The sequence below is a fragment of the Chloroflexia bacterium SDU3-3 genome, from assembly GCA_009268125.1.
Taxonomy (GTDB): domain Bacteria; phylum Chloroflexota; class Chloroflexia; order Chloroflexales; family Roseiflexaceae; genus SDU3-3.
On record WBOU01000003.1, the window covers coordinates 51,762 to 68,975 of the forward strand.

The 17,214-nt window shown below is 70.4% G+C and carries 17 protein-coding genes; 7 read left to right on the forward strand and 10 right to left on the reverse strand.

Features of this window, described 5'->3' with window-relative positions:
* Positions 1-20: 20 nt before the first annotated feature.
* The gene (locus F8S13_05450; GenBank protein ID KAB8144673.1) at positions 21-1,046 is read left to right on the forward strand and encodes a sigma-70 family RNA polymerase sigma factor; all 1,026 of its coding nucleotides are present in this window, start codon (positions 21-23) and stop codon (positions 1,044-1,046) included.
* A 59-nt stretch (positions 1,047-1,105) separates the two neighbouring features.
* On the opposite strand, the gene F8S13_05455 is transcribed toward F8S13_05450, so the two are convergent.
* From F8S13_05455 to F8S13_05465, 3 genes are all read right to left on the reverse strand, one after another.
* The gene (locus tag F8S13_05455) at positions 1,106-1,699 is read right to left on the reverse strand and encodes a hypothetical protein (GenBank protein KAB8144323.1); all 594 of its coding nucleotides are present in this window, start codon (positions 1,697-1,699) and stop codon (positions 1,106-1,108) included.
* Positions 1,696-2,994, reverse strand: a complete 1,299-nt coding sequence (gene aroA, locus F8S13_05460; protein KAB8144324.1) for a 3-phosphoshikimate 1-carboxyvinyltransferase — start codon at positions 2,992-2,994, stop codon at positions 1,696-1,698. The genes F8S13_05455 and aroA overlap by 4 nt, the downstream gene beginning before the upstream one ends.
* A 113-nt stretch (positions 2,995-3,107) precedes the next feature.
* Positions 3,108-3,767: an FHA domain-containing protein gene (locus tag F8S13_05465; GenBank protein KAB8144325.1), complete on the reverse strand. Its 660-nt coding sequence runs from the start codon at positions 3,765-3,767 to the stop codon at positions 3,108-3,110.
* Positions 3,768-3,938: 171 nt separating this feature from the next.
* Between F8S13_05465 and F8S13_05470 the strand changes: the two genes are divergently transcribed.
* Genes F8S13_05470 through F8S13_05485 form a run of 4 tightly spaced genes read left to right on the forward strand, consistent with a single transcriptional unit; the run spans position 3,939 to position 8,806 of the window.
* Positions 3,939-5,639 (forward strand): serine/threonine protein kinase, encoded by a 1,701-nt coding sequence (locus tag F8S13_05470; GenBank protein KAB8144326.1) that lies wholly within the window; start codon positions 3,939-3,941, stop codon positions 5,637-5,639.
* Positions 5,640-5,649: 10 nt separating this feature from the next.
* Positions 5,650-6,642: an rRNA methyltransferase gene (locus tag F8S13_05475; protein ID KAB8144327.1), complete on the forward strand. Its 993-nt coding sequence runs from the start codon at positions 5,650-5,652 to the stop codon at positions 6,640-6,642.
* A gap of 28 nt (positions 6,643-6,670) precedes the next feature.
* Positions 6,671-7,642 carry an NAD(P)H-quinone oxidoreductase gene (locus tag F8S13_05480; GenBank protein ID KAB8144328.1) on the forward strand — a complete coding sequence of 324 codons (972 nt, stop codon included), beginning with the start codon at positions 6,671-6,673 and terminating at the stop codon, positions 7,640-7,642.
* 39 nt (positions 7,643-7,681) lie between these two features.
* Positions 7,682-8,806, forward strand: a complete 1,125-nt coding sequence (locus F8S13_05485) for a hypothetical protein (GenBank protein ID KAB8144329.1) — start codon at positions 7,682-7,684, stop codon at positions 8,804-8,806.
* Positions 8,807-9,335: 529 nt separating this feature from the next.
* On the opposite strand, the gene F8S13_05490 is transcribed toward F8S13_05485, so the two are convergent.
* From F8S13_05490 to F8S13_05505, 4 genes are all read right to left on the reverse strand, one after another.
* Positions 9,336-10,358 carry a TIGR03617 family F420-dependent LLM class oxidoreductase gene (locus F8S13_05490; protein KAB8144330.1) on the reverse strand — a complete coding sequence of 341 codons (1,023 nt, stop codon included), beginning with the start codon at positions 10,356-10,358 and terminating at the stop codon, positions 9,336-9,338.
* Between the two features lie 182 nt (positions 10,359-10,540).
* Positions 10,541-11,617: a Gfo/Idh/MocA family oxidoreductase gene (locus F8S13_05495; protein ID KAB8144331.1), complete on the reverse strand. Its 1,077-nt coding sequence runs from the start codon at positions 11,615-11,617 to the stop codon at positions 10,541-10,543.
* Positions 11,618-11,769: 152 nt separating this feature from the next.
* Positions 11,770-12,357, reverse strand: a complete 588-nt coding sequence (def, locus tag F8S13_05500) for a peptide deformylase (GenBank protein ID KAB8144332.1) — start codon at positions 12,355-12,357, stop codon at positions 11,770-11,772.
* Between the two features lie 123 nt (positions 12,358-12,480).
* On the reverse strand, positions 12,481-13,122 hold the full coding sequence (locus F8S13_05505; protein ID KAB8144333.1) for a GNAT family N-acetyltransferase: 642 nt from the start codon (positions 13,120-13,122) through the stop codon (positions 12,481-12,483).
* 172 nt (positions 13,123-13,294) lie between these two features.
* Between F8S13_05505 and F8S13_05510 the strand changes: the two genes are divergently transcribed.
* Positions 13,295-14,251, forward strand: coding sequence for a nuclear transport factor 2 family protein (locus F8S13_05510; protein KAB8144334.1), 957 nt, complete (start codon positions 13,295-13,297; stop codon positions 14,249-14,251).
* 60 nt (positions 14,252-14,311) lie between these two features.
* Here F8S13_05510 and F8S13_05515 read toward each other — a convergent pair whose 3' ends face one another.
* Positions 14,312-14,554 (reverse strand): DUF2630 family protein, encoded by a 243-nt coding sequence (locus F8S13_05515; GenBank protein ID KAB8144335.1) that lies wholly within the window; start codon positions 14,552-14,554, stop codon positions 14,312-14,314.
* Between the two features lie 164 nt (positions 14,555-14,718).
* Between F8S13_05515 and F8S13_05520 the strand changes: the two genes are divergently transcribed.
* Positions 14,719-15,390 carry a hypothetical protein gene (locus tag F8S13_05520; protein KAB8144336.1) on the forward strand — a complete coding sequence of 224 codons (672 nt, stop codon included), beginning with the start codon at positions 14,719-14,721 and terminating at the stop codon, positions 15,388-15,390.
* On the opposite strand, the gene F8S13_05525 is transcribed toward F8S13_05520, so the two are convergent.
* Complete coding sequence (locus tag F8S13_05525) at positions 15,387-16,193, reverse strand: isopentenyl phosphate kinase family protein (GenBank protein ID KAB8144337.1); 807 nt, start codon at positions 16,191-16,193, stop codon at positions 15,387-15,389. The genes F8S13_05520 and F8S13_05525 overlap by 4 nt on opposite strands.
* 12 nt (positions 16,194-16,205) lie before the next feature.
* Entirely contained in the window at positions 16,206-17,204 is a 999-nt protein-coding gene (locus F8S13_05530; GenBank protein KAB8144338.1) for a decaprenyl-phosphate phosphoribosyltransferase, read from the reverse strand.
* Between the last annotated feature and the right edge of the window lie 10 nt (positions 17,205-17,214).

A 17,214-nucleotide genomic window follows, 5' to 3' on the forward strand; every position in this document is an offset into this window, starting at 1 on the left:
CCATGGCGAGACGTGAGCATATGCTCTTCAACACCGAGAGCAAGCGGGAATATACACACAAGGCCGCAGCCGAGCAGCACGAAGATGGGATGGAGGAGCTGGAGGACACGGCGGTCGACCTGGCGGGCGAGCAGCCCGCCACGCTCGACGCCATCCAGTCCTACCTGAACGAGATCGGCAAGGTGGCGCTGCTCTCCGCCGCCGAGGAGGTGGACCTGGCCCAGCGGATGGAGCGCGGCAAGGCTGCGGCGCGGCGGCTGGCCTCGGGCGAGGATCTGGCTCCGCCGCTGCGGGCCGCACTGCTCGCCGACGTGGCGCGCGGCGAGCAGGCCCGCGCCTGGCTCATCCAGGCCAACCTGCGGCTGGTGGTGAGCATCGCCAAGAAGCACGTGGGCCGTGGGCTGTCGCTGCTCGACCTGATCCAGGAGGGCAACATCGGCCTGATGCGGGCGGTGGAGAAGTTCGACTACACCAAGGGCAACCGCTTCTCCACCTACGCCACCTGGTGGATCCGCCAGGCCGTCAGCCGCTCGATCGCCGAGCACGGGCGCACCATCCGCCTGCCGGTGCACCTGGGCGACTCGATCAGCCAGATCCGCCGCGCGGGCGAGCGGCTGGCGCACACGCTGGGGCGACAGCCCAGCCCCGCCGAGATCGCCGAGGTGCTGGGCAGCACCCCCGAGAAGGTAAGCGATGCGCTAGCCGCCTCGCGCCAGCCGATCTCGCTGGAGCTTCCGGTGGGCGAGGCGGGCGAGTCGACGCTGGGCGAGTTCATCGAGGACCAGCTGCAGGAGTCGCCGGCCAGCCAGGCCACGCGCCAGCTGATGCGGCAGGATCTGGCCATCGCCCTGGGCGAGCTGAACGAGCGCGAGCGCCGCGTGCTGAGCCTGCGCTACGGCATCCAGGATGGCCGACACCGCACGCTGGAGGAGGTGGGGCGCGAGATGGGCATGACCCGCGAGCGCGCCCGCCAGATCGAGTCGGATGCGCTGCGTCGCCTGCGCGGCTCGGCGTTTGGCAGCCACCTGCGCGAGTACCTCAGCTAGGCGGCGCAGCAAGGCCCCGCAGGCTACACCTGCGGGGCCTTTGCTATGCTGCGCGGGCGCTACTCCTCGGCGGCGGGCTCCTCGGCGGCGGGCTCCTCGGCGGCGGGCGGCGGGGGCATAGGCACAGGCGCGGCGGGCTTCGGCTCGGCGATCGGGTAGAGCGCCACCACCTTCTCGCGGGCCAGCGCGCCAAAGTCGCGCGAGATCGGGGCGCTGCCGCCCAGCAGCGGGAAGACCTGCACGTGGCTGAGCGGGATGAAGTCGTCGGTGATGCGCTCCAGCATCTCGGGCAGCGTCAGGTCGGGCCGCTTGTGGAAGGTGCCGCGCACCACGAAGGCCTCGGTGAAGAACATGGCGGCCACCGGCACGACGCCGCGCAGCTGCTCCTCGCGAGGGTAGTCAGGCGGAGGCAGCGCCTCCTCGACGGTGGCCACCAGGATGGTATCCTGGCGGTCTACCAGCAGGTTGGGCACGCGCTGGGCCTGCGAGAGGCGCTCCAGCGGGGCGATCGACGAGTCGCGCAGCGGGATGTAGCGGCGCTGCTCGCCGTTGATAGCGTCGCTCATGCGGCGGTAGATGGCCAGATCGTACGACCCTGCGATCACCAGGCTCTGTGTGAAGATCTCGACGCGGTGGGTAAACATGTCTGTCATTGTGTGATCTGCTCCAGTGTTTGCCAGAACGCCGGGTAAGAAACGGACACAGCCTCGGCACCCTCGATATGGGTCTCGCCCTCAGCCACCAGGCTGGCCACCGCCCAGGCCATCGCCAGCCGGTGGTCGTGGTGGCTCTGCAGCGTCGCGCCGCGCAGCCGCGAGCCGCCGACGCCCATGCCATCGGCGGTCGGCTCGACCGTGGCGCCCAGCGCTTCCAGGCCCGCCGCCACCGTCTCGATTCGGTCGGTCTCCTTGGCGCGCAGCTCGGCGGCGTCGCGCACCAGGGTCTCGCCCTGGGCGCAGGCGGCGGCCACCGCCAGCACGGGGATCTCGTCGATCAGGCGGGGGATGAGCGCGCCACCAATGGTGGTGCCGCGCAGCCGCGACGAGCGCACGGTGATGTCGGCCACCGGCTCGCTGCCCTCGGTGCGCTGGTTGGCGATCGTGATGTCGGCCCCCATGGCCAGCAGCGCGTCGAGCGCGCCGCTGCGGGTGGGGTTCATGCACACGCCCAGGGTGGTCAGCTCGGCGTCGGGGTGGATGGCGGCGGCCACCCACCAGAACGCGGCGGAGGAGGGATCGCCCGGCACGCGCAGCGAGAGCGGCTGGAGCTGGGCATCGCGGGCGGGCGGCGTGAAGGTGATGGTGCCACCATCGTTGCGGATGTCGAGGCCCATGGCGGCAAACATGCGCTCGGTGTGGTCGCGCCCGTCGGTGCGCCCGCTGAGCGTGAGCGGGCCAGCGCCGCCCAGCGCGGCCAGCAGCAGCGCGCTCTTCACCTGGGCCGAGGCCACGGGCAGCTCGTACGAGCCGCCGCGCAGGGCCGCGCCGCGCACCATCAGCGGGGCGCGGTCGCCGCCCATGCGGCCATCCAGGGTTGCGCCCATGGCCCGCAGCGGCCCGACGATGCGCTTCTGCGGGCGCGAGCGCAGCGAGGCGTCGCCGGTGAGCAGCGAGAACATGCCATCCTGCCCGGCCAGCAGCCCGGCCAGCAGCCGCAGCGTGGTGCCCGAGTTGCCGCAGTCCAGCACGTCGGCGGCCTCGCGCAGGCCGCGCAGGCCCACCCCATGCACCACCACGCGGTCGCCATCGCGCTCGACCGGCACGCCCAGGGCCTGCATGCAGCCGATGGTGGAGAGGCAGTCGGCCCCGGTGAGAAAATGGGTGATCTCGGCGGTGCCGCTGGCCAGCGCGTTGAACATCACGGCGCGGTGCGAGATCGACTTGTCGCCGGGCACCTCGATGGTGCCGCGCAGGCGGCGCGGCGGCGAGAGCGTCACAGTCTGTGGCATGAGGAGCATCCCTCTATACAGCGGCGCTGGCCGCATCTTCTGCACGCCAGCGCCCTCTTCCTTCGCCAGCAGCCACATCGGCCGGGCACCCAAGATCCAGACGCCGAAGCCCGCTAGCTCGGCAGCACCAGCTTATAGCCAAAGCCGCGCACCGTCACGATGAACTTGGGCAGGCCAGAGTCGATCTCGATCCGCTGGCGCAGCCGGTAGATCAGGGCGTCGATCGCGTTGTAGTCGTACACCTCGTAGTCCCACACGCTCTTGGCGATCTCCTCTTTGCTGATCACCTCGCCGATGTGGCTGTAGAGCAGCTCAAGCAGCTGGAACTCTTTCACCGTCAGCGGCGGGTCGAGCTGCACGCCGGAGATATACACCTCCTTCGCGCGGCTATCGATCCGCAGCGGCGACTCGACCGCCGACTGAACCTGCTTCAGTATCTCTATGGGCAGCGGCCCCTTCTGGGTCGCCTCGGGGTCATTGAAGATAATCTCTGTGTCCGCCACCCAGATCCGATCTTGGTTATGAAGCATCCGTGCGCCATCGACCTTGTCGCCATTCACGAAGGTGCCGTTGGTGCTGCCCAGATCGCGCACGGTGTAGCCGTCGCCATCGTACTCAAGGCGGGCGTGGCGGCGCGAGGCCAGCGGATGATCAATAATAATATCGTTCGCCGTATCGCGACCGATGGAGAGCGCGGTCTGCGCCCACTCGATCTGGGTAGGGCTGGAGTTTTGACGACGTATGACCAGCAGCGGTGAGGGAGATGGCACCATGTTGCAAACCTCCAGAAACCTTCGCCAGCGCAGCAGCTTTAAATCCGACGCGCAATATGGTACAATCGCGCTAGCTGTAAGGGATTATACCATAGGGCGTGCGGCACCGTTCTCGGTTCTAGGATCGAGATTCGCAGCAAACGACACGGCAGTTTACAGCGCCAAGCCCACATGCGCAGGCCCTGGAATGCCGCCACGCCCCCGCCCGCCCGCACTTCGCCAGGCCGAACGCTTGACACCGACGCATCAACTATGACCTACCTCGTTGGCCGACGGATCGGCCGCTACCAGATAGAGGCCGAGATCGGGCGCGGCGGCATGGCGCGGGTCTACCGCGCCACCGACACGCTGCTCCAGCGCCCCGTGGCGCTGAAGGTGCTCGCGCCCCAGCTCGCCGCCGACCCCGAGTTCGCCCAGCGCTTCGCGCTGGAGGCGGTGACGGCCGCCAACTTCCGCCACCCCAACATCGTCGCGATCTTCGACGTGGGCGAGCAGGATGAGGTGCGCTATATCGCCATGGAGTTCGTGGAGGGCCGCACGCTCCACACGATCATCCAGGAGCGCGGCGCGCTGGGGCTGGCCGCCGCCACCGCTATTGCAGCACGGGTGGGCGCGGCGCTCGACTACGCCCACCGCCAGGGGGCCATCCACCGCGACGTGAAGCCGCATAACGTGATGGTCGATCTTGAGGGGCGCGTGCTGCTCACCGACTTCGGCATCGCCCAGGCCACCGAGCACGAGGGCGGCGAGCGCCTGACCCGCACCGGCGTGTTCATGGGCACACCCGAGTATATCTCGCCCGAGCAGGCCTCGGCCCAGCCGCTGGATGGTCGCAGCGACATCTACTCGCTGGGGGTGACGACCTTCGAGATGCTGACCGGCAAGGTGCCCTTCGCGGGCGCGACGCCGCAGCTGATCGTGGCCCACGTGCAGAAGCCTCCGCCCGCGCCATCCTCGCTGAGCGCGGGGCTGCCGCCCGAGCTGGATGCGGTGATGGCCCGCGTGATGGCCAAAAGCCCCGGACAGCGCTACCCCAGCGCCGCCGCCTTCGCCGCCGCCCTGAACAGCGTGGCCCAGCGTCACGGCACCCGCCCGCTGGCCCAGGCCCAGCTGGCCGAGCTGGCCACGCCGCGCGCCCAGCCCACCCCCGAGCCGATGCTGGCCGAGCTGCTCACCGAGCCGCTGCGCAGCGCGCAGGAGCCGACCCAGCGCGCCGAGGACATGCAGCCGCCCCGCCCGCCCGAGCGCAGGCCGCCGCCCCGCAGCGCCGCCGAGCGCCACGGCATGGCGCGGCTGCCCGCCGAGCTTTCCGGCAGCATGGCGTGGCGCATCGGCGTGGCGGGCGGCCTGGTGCTGCTGGTGCTGGTGTTCGTGGCCATGTTCCAGGGCGTCAACACCGGCGGGCTGTTCCGCCCCACCGCCGCGCCCGCCGCCGTGCCCAGTATCCGCCCCACCATCACGGCCACGCGCTCGCCCACACCCAGCGCCACGCCCAGCGCCACGGCCACACCTACGGCCACCGCCACGGCCACGCCCGAGCCGTCGGCCACCGCCGCGCCGATCATCCCGACGCCCGAGCCGGTCTGGCCCACCTGGACGCCCGAGCCGGTCTGGCCCACCTGGACGCCCGAGCCGCCCACGCCCGAGCCGACCGCCGACCTGCCCACCGCCGCGCCAACAGGCGAGCCGCCGAGCGCCACGCCCGAGCCGCCCACGCCCGAGCCGACCGCCGACCTGCCCACCGCCACGCCCGCAGGCGAGCCGCCGAGCGCCACGCCCGAGCCGCCCACGCCCGAGCCGACCGCCGACCTGCCCACGCCCGAGCCGCCCACGCCCGAGCCGACCGCCGACCTGCCCACCGCACAGCCATAGGAGCGCGCCCATGCTCACGCTTCCCGACGACCTGGCCCAGGCCATCCGCCGCCAGCTAGACGAGCAGCCCGAGGCCCGCTGGGTGCGCGAGGCCCAGGCGCTCAGCGAGCGCTACCGCGGCGACCGCAGGCAGCAGGCCCCGCTGGCCAGCGGCGAGGCCCAGGCGCTGGGCTACATGGCCATGATCATGCCCGCCACCTACGCCCAGCTGCGCGGGGCCATGGCCGCCGCCGCCGCCCGCGCACCCGGCTGGCAGCCCCACACCGCGCTCGACCTGGGCAGCGGGCCGGGCACCGCGCTGTGGGCCGCCACCGCCCAGTGGCCCTCGCTGGCCCGGCTGGAGGCCTGGGAGCGCGAGGGCGCGTTCATCCGCGCGGGCCGCCAGCTGGCCTCGCAGGCCGCAGCCCCCGCCCTGCAGAGCGCCGCCTGGCACCAGCGCGATCTGCGCAGCGCCCAGGCCCAGGGCAGCTACGACCTCGTCATCCTTGGCCATGTGCTGAACGAGCTGACGCCCGAGGCCCAGGCCGCCACCGTGGCCGCCGCATGGACCATGACAGCCGGCCTGCTGCTGATCGTCGAGCCGGGCACCTCGGCGGCCTTCCCGGTGGTGCGCGCCGCCCGCGACGCCCTGCTGGGCCAGGGCGCGCACACCCTGGCCCCCTGCGCCCACGACATGCCCTGCCCGCTGGCGGACGACTGGTGCCACTTCCCGCAGCGCATCGCCCGCCCCGAGTTCCAGCGCCGGGCGCGCGGCGCGCCCTCGCCCTGGGAGGACAGCAAGTTCAGCTACGCCGCCATGGCCCGTTTCCCCGCCGAGGGCGCGATCTGGGGCCGCGTCATCCGCGAGGTCGCGTGGAATAAGGCCTACGCCGAGACCACGATCTCCAGCAGAGATGGTATCATTGCGCATCGAGCGCTCAAGCGCCACAGGGCCGCGTTCAAGCAGACCAAGGAGCTGGGCTGGGGCCAGGCGCTTGACGAGCCGCCGCATACCGAGGACTAGCGGCGGCCAGCAACAGAGGAGGAGATCCATGCACGCCATCCACATCCTTTCGCCCGGCGGCCCCGAGGTGCTAGGCTGGGGCCGCGCCCCCGACCCCACGCCCGCCCCCGGCGAGCTGCTGGTGCGCGTCCACGCCACCGCCATCAACCGCGCCGACCTGCTGCAGCGCCGCGGCAGCTACCCGCCGCCCGCCGGGGCCTCGCCCATCCTGGGGCTGGAGCTAGCGGGCGAGGTGGTGCAGGCCGCAGGCGACTTCGCCGTGGGCGACCGCGTGATGGCCCTGGTGACCGGCGGCGGCTACGCCGAGCTGGCCACCGTGCCCGCCACCGCCGCCATGCCCATCCCCGCCGAGCTCTCCTACGCCCAGGCCGCCGCCATCCCCGAGGCCTTCCTGACCGCCCACCTGAACCTGTTCACGCTCTGCGGCCTCAGGGCGGGCGAGGTCGCGCTCATCCACGCCGGTGCCAGCGGCGTCGGCTCTGCCGCCATCCAGCTGGCCCGCGCCGCCGGGGCCACCGTCATCACCACCGCTGGCTCCGCCGAAAAGCTGGCCGCCACCCGCCAGCTCGGCGCAGACATCGCCATCAACTACCGCGACGAGGACTTCGGCGCGCGCGTGCTGGAGGCCACCAGCGGGCGCGGGGCCGATGTCATCCTCGACTTCGTGGGCGCGCCCTACTGGGGGGCCAACATGGCCGCCGCCGCCCAGGGCGGGCGCATGGCCCTGATCGGCTTCCTGGGCGGCTCGCGCGGCCAGATCGACCTTGGCGCTATTCTTGCCAAAAGCCTGACCGTGACGGGCACCACCCTGCGCCGCACGCCCATGCCGCAGAAGGCCGCCCTGGTGCGCGACTTCAGCACGTTCGCGCTGGGCAGGTTCGCCAGCGGCGAGCTGCGCCCCGTGATCGACCGCGAGCTGCCCATCCAGTCGGCAGCCGAGGCCCACGCCTACGTCGAGCGCAACCAGAACATCGGCAAGGTGGTGCTGACGATCGCCTAGTGCGCCACGGATTCGCCAACCAGAGCGGAGCTACCGGTCATGAACCTACCATCCCAGAGCCACATCCTCGCCCGCTGGGCGCTGCCAGCCCTGCTGCTGCCAGCCCTCGCCGCATGCTCGGCCCAGGGCGCGCAGCAGGCCGCCGCGCCGACCGCCGCGCCGACCGCCCCCGCCCCCGCCGCCCAGCAGCGCAGCGCCGCCGCGCCCGACGCCGCGCCAGGCCCGATCAGCATCAGCCAGCCCCAGCAGGGCGCGGCGATCACCAGCCCGCAGCCGCTGAGCGGCCAGCTAGCCCAGGTGCCGCCGCAGGGCGGCCTGATCTACCGCCTCTACGACGCCGAGAGCATCCTGCTGGCCACCGGCACCGTGCAGGCCAGCGGCCAGGTGGGCCAGCCCGGCACCTTCGAGGCCCAGGTGGTCTACACCGCACTAGAGGGCGGGCCGGGCGTGCTCCAGGTGGTGCAGCGCAACGATCTGGCGGGGCCCGCCGTGGCGCTGGCCTCGCAGGTGGTGCAGATCTCCCCGAACATCACCACACCGCCCACCGCAGGCGCGATCGTGGGCGGCGTGCAGAACCTCGTGCCGCCCGCCGCACCAAGCGCCATCCCAAGTGCAGCGCCGAGCATTGTGCCCAGCGCTGTGCCCACTGCAGCACCCGCAGCGCCCAGCGCCGTGCCGACCACAGCGCCCGCAGCACCAACAGCAGCGCCCAGCGCCGTACCGACCGCTATGCCCAGCGCCGTACCCAGCGCCTACCCAGCGCCCCAGAGCACCAGCGCCTACCCAGCGCCCCAGGGCACCAGCGCCTACCCAGCGCCGCGCCGCACCGACCCCAGCGCCATCCAGATCATCACGCTCGATGCGCCCAGCAGCGGCGCGAGCGTGGGATCGCCGCTGGCCATCAGCGGCTCTACTAGCGCCATCCCGCTCGACGGCAACCTGCACTTCCGTATCCTCGACGCGCAGGAGCAGGAGCTTGGCTCGGGCACTTTCAACCCGCAGCTGCTAGAGAGCAGCAGCACCTTCAGCGCCCAGCTGGCCTACCGCGCGCCCGCCGAAGGCAGCAGCATCACCCTCATCCTGATCGACCGGGCCGACTTCGCCGCAGGAGCGCCCCGCGCCACCATGAGCGCCACCTTCACCTACCGCGCCAGCGGTTCGTAGAAAAAACGGCCCGACATCCACCCTTCGTTGGATGTCGGGCCGTGCTGTTCGCTCCGCAGGGGGAAGCATAATCACAGCTCCCCCAACCTACACAGAGCTTCCCCCAACCTACACAGAGCTTCCCCCAACCTACATAGAGCTTCCCCCAACCTACACAGAGCTTCCCCCAACCTACACAGAGCTTCCCCCAACCTACACAGAGCTTCCCCCAACCCACACAGAGCTTCCCCCAACCTACACAGAGCTTCCCCCAACTCACCCGGCCCATGCGGCGAAGGTGCCGCTCGTGCAAACTGGCCATATGCACAAACATCAGCCGCCAGGAAACGGCACGGGAACACCCAAAATTGGGGGTTTCGAAGGGGGTGACACCCCCTCGCGGGGTTCCTAGGGGCTGGCCCCTAGGCGCCGCCCGCGCAGGGCATCCACCCACCACCCAAACACCACCGCCATCAACGAAGGCGCACCCTGGCCGACCCGACAGCAACGCTCATTCCCACCCCCACTGATACGGCGAAAGTGCCCCCGCCTAGCTGCGCAGCGCCGCCAGCAGCTCGCGCCACAGGGCATCGCCCGCGCCGGGCGCGTAGGGGATGTAGGGCGTCACCCGATCCAGCACCCCCGCGTAGCGCTCGCGCAGCGCCGCCCCCACCTGGCCCAGCGGCGCGACCACCGCCAGCTCATCCAGCATCGCATCGCCGATCAGGCCGCCCATCTCGCCCCACTGGCGGGCCGAGGCCAGTCGCCCCAGCCGCTCGCCCACATCCTCCCAGCCGTGCAGCGCCAGCACCGGCTGGTAGCTGGGCGTGGATGCGTAGAACGCGATCTGCTCGCGCACCTGCTGCGCCGCAGCCTCCATCGCCGCGTCATCCGCACCCGTCACCACAAACGCCGCGCTCATCAGCTCTATCGCGGCGGGCGCGCGCCCGGCCCGCGCCGCGCCCGCCGCGATCTGCGGGCGGATCACCTGGTCGAGGTAGGCGCGGGTGTGGAAGGGGTGTGCGTGGAAGCCATCGCACAGCTCGCCCGCCAGCTGGGCCAGGCCCTCGTTCACGCCCGCGATAGCGATCGGGATACGCGGGTGCGCGATCGGGCCGGGGCTAAAGAACGGCGTCATCAGCGTGTGGTTGTAGAACTCGCCCGCGAAGCGCAGCGGACTGCCATCCTGCCAGTTGGCCCAGATCGCCCGCAGCGCCAGGATGTACTCGCGCAGGCGCGCCACCGGTCGGCCCCAGGGCATCCCAAAGCGCCGCTCGATGTGCGCCTTCACCTGGGTGCCCAAGCCCAGCGCGAAGCGCCCGCCCGAGAGCGCCTGCAGATCCCAGGCCTCCTGCGCCACCACCATGGGGCTGCGGGCAAACGCGATGGCCACCGAGGTGCCCAGCTGGATGCGCCCGGTGGCCTGCGCCGCCAGGCCCAGGGCTAGAAACGGGCTATGCTGCGTCTCCGAGGCCCACACCCCATCCAGCCCCAGCGCCTCGGCGGCGCGCGCCGTGGCCGCCACATCGCCCAGGCGGGCCGTCTCCATCGCCAGCGTCGTATCGAGCCGCATCGCACGATCCTTTCTGCTAGGGATCTACCACCAAGACTCCAAGGCTCCAAGTTTTTTCCTGTAGGGTATGTTGTACCATCAAGACCCCAGGTTGTCGCATGATAGGGCATCGACAAAAAAAGACACCAAGGCACCAAGAAATAGAAACCTTGGTGCCTTGGTGTCTTGGTGGTAAAAAACGGCTACGAGATAGTGATCTCGCGGCCCTCGGCGGCGGACTGGTAGGCGGCGTCGAGCACCAGGTTGCGGCGCAGGCCGTCGTCGGCGCTGGGGATGGCCGGGGTGCCATGCACCACCGCCGAAACAAAGCGGCTGATCACCTCCAGGTGACCGTCGCTCTTGGGGATCTTGGGGGCCATGTCGGTGGCCACCCCGCCGATATCGGTGAACACGCGCACCGTGTCCACCGTGGTGTAGTTACGCACCATCAGCTCCACGCCGCCCTCGGTGCCGTAGAGCGTCACACCGAAGTCGTCGCCCGCCGAGCTGTGGGTGGCCCAGCTGGCCTCCAGCAGCAGGGTCGCGCCGCCGCCCAGGCGCACGAAGGCCGTGGCCAGATCCTCCACCTCGTAGGGCAGGCGCTCGTCGCTGAACTGCTCGCGGCCCTGCCAGCCCTTCAGGCCGCGCGGCCCGAACTCGGCGTAGGCGCTGGCGCTCACCGCCAGCGGCGCAGGCTCGCCCATCAGGTACATGGCGATATCCAGCACGTGCACGCCCAGGTCCACCAGCGGGCCGCCGCCCGCCTGCTCCTTGCTCACGAACCAGCTGCCCAGGCGCGGGATGCCCGCGCGGCGCATCCAGTGGGCCTTGGCGTAGTAGATCTGGCCAAGCGCGCCCGAGTCGATGTAGCGCTTGATCCACTGCACATCGGCGCGGTGGCGCTTGTCGAAGCTGACCATCAGCACCTTGCTCTGGGCCTGGGCCGCATCCAGGATGGCGCGGGCCTCCTGGGCGTTGCGGGCCAGCGGCTTCTCGACCAGCACATGCTTGCCAGCCTGCAGCGCGGCCAGGGCCACGGGGGCGTGCAGGGCATTAGGAAGGCAGACGCTCACCGCATCCACGTTGGGTGCGGCCAGCATCTGCTCGTACTCGCGGTAGGTCTGGGGCACGTGGTGCTCGGCGGCCACGCGGCGCACGCGGTCGTCGTCGAGTCCGGCCAGCGCCACCACCTCGGCATCGGGGATCTGGTTGTAGGCGGCCAGGTGCAGCGCGCCGATTCCCGCGCCGATCACACCAACCCGCAGCTTCTGGGTGCTCATGGGTACTCCGTTGTAGTTGGAAGAGAACAGCGGCCCGCAAGCGTGGCGGGCCAGCACCATCATACAGCGGCGGTGCGGGGCGGGCATCGGCTGAAGGGCGGGGCAAACAAAAAGGCACCAGGGGTGGCCCCTGGTGCCTGGCGTGCGGCGCGCTACGCCTCGGTCGGCTCGGCCTCCTGCGGGCGGTGCGAGGGCGCGTCGGCCTTGTCCTTGCTGTAGTCCTTCAGCGTGGAGAGATCGCGCATGCGCTCGGTGAACATCACGCCATCCAAGTGGTCGATCTCGTGCTGCAGGGCGCGGCCCAGCAGGCCGTCGGCCTTGCGCAGGCGGTAGCGCTTGCCATCCAGCCCCGAGAACTCGACCGTGACCCAGGCGGGCCGGGGAACCTCGCCGTACCAGCCGGGCATGCTCAGGCAGCCCTCGTGGTCGGTCTCCTCCTGCTCGCTGCGCTTGATGATCTGGGGGTTGATCAGCGCGTACTCCTCGGCGGGGGCCACCTCGACCTGGCTGCCGTCCTCGCGCTCCTCGACCTCGGGCGGGATGTAGATCACGGCCAGCCGCTGCGAGATGCCGATCTGGGGCGCGGCCAGGCCCACGCCGTTGGCGGCGTGCATGGTCTCGAACATGTCGGCGATCAGCGCCTTCAGCTTGGGGTTGGGCAGCTGCACCGGGCGAGCCTTGGCCTTTAGGATCTTCTTATCATCCGGATCTTCAATGTTTAGAATGCGGCGGATCGCCATTATCATGCTCCTCAAACGTATGACCGTAGGTAGCAGGCACGCAGCCTATGGAGAGCGTCGCCTGGCCGCATGGCCAGGCGGCGGACATGCCCTGCAAGCGCCACCCGATGTGGCTGCATTATATCACGGGGCCGGGGAAAGCGCCTTGGTCATGTAGTCGCAGGGGTAGGTGGCCCAGCCGATCAGCGGCGAGGTGCGGGCGGTGGCGCGGTAGCCCAGGCGCTGGTAGAACGGGAGCGCGCGGGCGTTGGCCACAATCACCCGCAGGTGCGCGGCGCTGGCGCCATCGGCGGCGGCCAGCCGCTCGATCTGGCCCAGCATCCACGCGCCCACGCCCGATCCGCGCGCGCGCTCATCCACCACCAGGCTATGGATGTAGGCCCCATCGTTGCCCAGCTGCGACTCGGCCACCAGCCCGGCCCGCAGCAGCATCATGAACAGGAATGCGGTGTTGCCCAATCCCAGCTCGCTCACGCTGCGGCGCACCGTGCCGGGGGGTGCGGGCGAGAACACCTTGTCACGGGCCAGGCGGTAGCTGCCGGTGCCCACCAGCTGGCCGTCGGACGCGACGGCCACGTAGCGGCGGAACAGCGCGCCCTCGCCCTGCTCCAGGGTGTAGCGCATCAGGCGGCGCTGCCCTTCGGGCGGGCCGTGCAGCGCTCCGGGAAGCTCGGCGTTGTAGAGCTGCACCAGCAGGCCTGCGAGGGCCGGGATGTCCTCGGGCTGGGCGGGGCGGAAGGTGAGCGGCGCGTGTGGCTCGGTCATGGGCGATCCTAACACTAGAGGCTTTGGGTTGGGCTATTGTACCACCGTGCGGCCCACCACACGCTAGGCCGATCAGCAGCGCATCAGGCGCGGCTCAGCGCGGCATCACCCAGCGATCTCGTGGGCCTGCTAGGATAATTGCCGTACAAGACGAAGCGGAAAGAACAGGATCATGCATCACATCGCATATACGGTGATCGGGAGCATAGCGCTGGCGGGGGCGCTCGTCGGCTGCCAGCAGAGCTCGGCCATGGCCCCCAGGCCCAGCGCCACGCTGGCCCCGCCCACCGCAGCCGCCATGGCTACCCAGCCCAGCGCCACGCTGGCCCCCGCAGCCACCCAGGCCCAGCCCACCGCAGCCGCAGCCAGCAGCGCCCAGCAGGCCGCCGAGATCATCGCCCGCTACTACCAGGCCATCGGCCAGCGGCAGTACGCCCAGGCCTACCCGCTGTGGGCCGAGGGCGGCGCGGCCAGCGGCCAGAGCGCCGAGCAGTTCGCCCAGGGCTTCGCGCAGACCGCAGGGGTGCAGCTCGCGCTCGGCGAGGCCAGCGCGCAGGGGCAGGAGGCCAGCGTGCCCGTCACCATCACCTCGGTGGAAAATCTGAGCGGCGGCGCGCAGGAGGTGCGACAGTACAGCGGGGCCTACACGCTGCGGCAGGATGCGGGCGGCTGGAAGATCACCTCGGCCAGCATCCAGCAGAGCGCCACCAACCCCCAGCCGCCCGCCGAGCGCGGCGACCCGCAGGCGCTCATCCAGGCCTACTACAGCGCGATCAACGCCCAGCAGTATGGCCGGGCCTACACCTACTGGTCGGGCAGCGGCGCGGCCAGCGGCCAGGGCTTCGCCGCCTTCGCCCAGGGCTTTGCCACCACCGCCCAGGTCAATCTGGCCTTCGGCCAAGCCCAGCAGGATGTGGCGGCGGGATCGGCCTACGCCAGCCTGCCTGTGGGGATCGTGGCGCACCAGCGGGATGGCAGCACCACCGCGTTCTGCGGCAGCTACCAGCTGCGCCGGGTGAACGTCGAGCCGTTCCAGCTGCTGGGCTGGAGCATCGACAAGGCCCAGATCGGCCCCGCGGCCCTGGCGGCCAGCGCCAGCCAGGTGCTGGCCAATGGGTGCGGCAGCTAGGCACAGCAAAGCCCCGCGCGCGGCACGTGCGCCGCGCGCGGGGCACATGGCCGCCGCGCCCTAGCCGATCATGCTGCCCGGGTCGGCGGGCGGCATCACCGGCACCTCCGAGAGTCCCGCCGCCTTGGCAGCCTCGATTCGGCGGCGCAGATCCCACAGCCGCTCGATCTCGGCCTTGATCGCCGCCAGGCGCGGGTGCTCCTCCTCGGTCACCTGGTCATCCTCGTAGATCTGCAGCCGCTCGCGCTCCAGCTCGATGATCTGGGCCACCACCTGCGCAATCGCGCTATCAAAATCGCTCATCGCCTTCCTCGTATCCTTTCCTCAGCGGTCATCGGCGCACGCCCGCGCGGCAGCCCCCGCACCGCTACAGCCAGAACCGGGCCACAGATCCCCGCCGTGCAACCTTGGCCCGCGCCCAGCCGTCGTACCGACAGCAAAACGAGCAAGAGCAAAGGACAGCCCCCATGATCGCACTCGATCAGCCAACCGCCCGCCACTGCCGCCGCTGCGACACCCGCCTGCCCAACGGCGCGCAGTTCTGCGTGGTCTGCGGCAGCGCCTACGCCGCCACCGAGCCGCAGCAGGCCGCCGCCGAGCCGCAGCGCCAGACCGCTGCGGCGGTGGCATGCCCCACATGCGGGGCCGCCAACCCCACCAGCGCGGGCTTCTGCGTGAGCTGCGGGCGCGGGATGCACATACCGCCCGCCGCGCCCGGCTATGGCTACACGCCCGCCATGGTCAACAATACCAATATCTATGTCACCAACGCCATCACGCCGCAGCAGCCCCTGATCATCCGGGCGCTCTGGTTCTTGTTCATCGGGCTGTGGCTTGGCCCGCTGTGGATCGTGGCGGGCTGGCTGCTCAACCTGACAATTATCGGCATGCCCCTAGGGCTGTGGATGCTCAACCACACCGGCACGGTGATGACGCTGCAGCAGCGCTCGCCCCGCGTGCCCGCTGGCTCGACGCTGGGGCTGCTGGCGCGGGCGATCTACTTCGTGCTGATCGGCTGGTGGGCCAGCCTAGTCTGGCTGGCGCTGGCCTGGGCCATGGCCGCCAGCGTGATCGGCCTGCCCGTGGCCTTCCTGATGTTCGACCGCGTGGGCACTGTCACCACCATGGATGAGATCTAGCCTGCGCGGATCAGCGTACCCTCGCCCTGCGCCCTGCCCAGCAGGGCGCGGGCCAGCAGCCCAGGCGCGCTGCCGATCAGGTGCACCTCCAGCGCCGGGTTCTGCTCGATCAGCTGCCACATCAGGGCCACCTTGCCGCGCATGCCGCCGGTCACATCCACGCCGTGCGACCCGCCCGCCAGCGCCAGCACCTCGCCGATATTGGCGCGGGTGATCTGCGGGATGCGCTCGGCGACGGGGTTGGCGCGCGGGTCGGCGGTGTAGACGCCCGACTCGCCCACCAGCACCACGCGGGCCGGGGCCAGCGCCGTATCGGCGGCCAGCGCCACCAGCAGCTGCTCGGTGGAGATGATCGCCGAGCCTTGCGCGGCGTCAAACGCCACGTCGCCGTGCACCACCGGCACCAGCCCCCTGGCCAGCGCCCGCCCGAGCGCGCCGGTATCCCACCGCGTGAGGGTGCCCGCCTCGGCCTGCGCCGTGGCCGAGGGCTGCAGCGACAGCGCGGGCACGCCCGCCGCCAGCAGCGCATCCACCACGATCCGGTTCAGGCGCAGCGCCGCCGCCGAGGTCAGCGCGTAGCCCAGCCAGTCGCCGCCGTCGGCGATGCCGGTGTGCACGCCGTAGCGCTTGGCATACACGTGGCCATACGAGCCGCTGCCGTGGCCCAGCACCAGCGGCCCCGCGCCCGCATCCAGCGCCTGGCGCAGCTCGGCGGCCAGCTGGGCGATCATGGGCAGATCCGGCGTCTCGGGCTGGGTCTTGTCGGTGATCACCGAGCCGCCAAACTTCACAAATGTGCGCATCGCAGCCCCACCCTAGCGCGAAAACAGCGGCGCGAGCACCAGCAGCGCCATCGACAGCACGCCCCACAGCACCAGCGAGATGGTGAACGGGCGGTCGCCGATCACGATGTCCGCCGGGTTGCCGCCGCCGCCCTTCTTGTAGATCAGGTAGAGATAGCGGAAAATCGCGTAGACCACCAGCGGCACCGTGAACAGCATCACCGAGAAGCCGCCGTGGGTTTTGGGCAGTGTGGGCGAGGACGTGGTGAAGAAGGTGTAGGCCACGATGATCGCCGCCGTCACGATCGACATCATCTGGTCGAGCATGGGCAGCGAGTACTCCTGCAGGATCTTGCGGTGCTCGCCCGCGCCGCCCTCCAGCAGCACCAGCTCGGCGCGGCGCTTGGCGAAGGCCAGGAACAGCGACAGCAGACCCATGCACACCAGCAGCCACTCGGTGATCTGGATGTCGAGCACCATCGCGCCCGCGATCGCCCGCAGCACAAAACCAGCGGCGATCGTAAACACATCCAGCAGCACCACATTTTTCAGATAGTATGAGTAGAGAATGCCCTGGATCACCATGTAGCTGAGCAGCACCACGCCAAAGTCGATCTGGTGCCACCACGGCTGGGCATCGCCCTGCCAGCTCACCCAGATGGCATCCAGCGCGAAGGCCGAAGGGATGGCCACGCACAGAAACACCACCGCCGCCACCTTGGCCACCGTGGGGCTGAGCCGCCCCGAGGCCAGCGGGCGGTTGCGCTTCTTGGGGTGCGCGCGGTCCTTCTCGATATCCACCAGGTCGTTGATCAGGTAGATCGAGCCTGCGACCATACAGAACAGCAAGAATGCGGCGATAACAATCGCCACCGCAACAGGGTTCATCCAGAGTCGGCCCGAGGAAAAAGCGATCGCCGCGAAAACGAAGACGTTCTTGATCCAGTCTTTCGGGCGCATCGCCAGAAGCAGCTCTTTCGCCACCGCAGCGCCCTGCGCGCGGTTCGATTCAAGCTCTGCTGAGTGTGCCATAGATATTTGT

Excerpts from the sequence above, each read along its gene's own strand:
- F8S13_05450 (KAB8144673.1), top strand. The coding sequence starts at position 21 with ATGCTCTTCAACACCGAGAGCAAGCGGGAATATACACACAAGGCCGCA.
- F8S13_05455 (KAB8144323.1), bottom strand. The coding sequence starts at position 1,699 with ATGACAGACATGTTTACCCACCGCGTCGAGATCTTCACACAGAGCCTG.
- aroA (KAB8144324.1), bottom strand. The coding sequence starts at position 2,994 with ATGCCACAGACTGTGACGCTCTCGCCGCCGCGCCGCCTGCGCGGCACC.
- F8S13_05465 (KAB8144325.1), bottom strand. The coding sequence starts at position 3,767 with ATGGTGCCATCTCCCTCACCGCTGCTGGTCATACGTCGTCAAAACTCC.
- F8S13_05470 (KAB8144326.1), top strand. The coding sequence starts at position 3,939 with ATGCGCAGGCCCTGGAATGCCGCCACGCCCCCGCCCGCCCGCACTTCG.
- F8S13_05475 (KAB8144327.1), top strand. The coding sequence starts at position 5,650 with ATGCTCACGCTTCCCGACGACCTGGCCCAGGCCATCCGCCGCCAGCTA.
- F8S13_05480 (KAB8144328.1), top strand. The coding sequence starts at position 6,671 with ATGCACGCCATCCACATCCTTTCGCCCGGCGGCCCCGAGGTGCTAGGC.
- F8S13_05485 (KAB8144329.1), top strand. The coding sequence starts at position 7,682 with ATGAACCTACCATCCCAGAGCCACATCCTCGCCCGCTGGGCGCTGCCA.
- F8S13_05490 (KAB8144330.1), bottom strand. The coding sequence starts at position 10,358 with ATGCGGCTCGATACGACGCTGGCGATGGAGACGGCCCGCCTGGGCGAT.
- F8S13_05495 (KAB8144331.1), bottom strand. The coding sequence starts at position 11,617 with ATGAGCACCCAGAAGCTGCGGGTTGGTGTGATCGGCGCGGGAATCGGC.
- def (KAB8144332.1), bottom strand. The coding sequence starts at position 12,357 with ATGGCGATCCGCCGCATTCTAAACATTGAAGATCCGGATGATAAGAAG.
- F8S13_05505 (KAB8144333.1), bottom strand. The coding sequence starts at position 13,122 with ATGACCGAGCCACACGCGCCGCTCACCTTCCGCCCCGCCCAGCCCGAG.
- F8S13_05510 (KAB8144334.1), top strand. The coding sequence starts at position 13,295 with ATGCATCACATCGCATATACGGTGATCGGGAGCATAGCGCTGGCGGGG.
- F8S13_05515 (KAB8144335.1), bottom strand. The coding sequence starts at position 14,554 with ATGAGCGATTTTGATAGCGCGATTGCGCAGGTGGTGGCCCAGATCATC.
- F8S13_05520 (KAB8144336.1), top strand. The coding sequence starts at position 14,719 with ATGATCGCACTCGATCAGCCAACCGCCCGCCACTGCCGCCGCTGCGAC.
- F8S13_05525 (KAB8144337.1), bottom strand. The coding sequence starts at position 16,193 with ATGCGCACATTTGTGAAGTTTGGCGGCTCGGTGATCACCGACAAGACC.
- F8S13_05530 (KAB8144338.1), bottom strand. The coding sequence starts at position 17,204 with ATGGCACACTCAGCAGAGCTTGAATCGAACCGCGCGCAGGGCGCTGCG.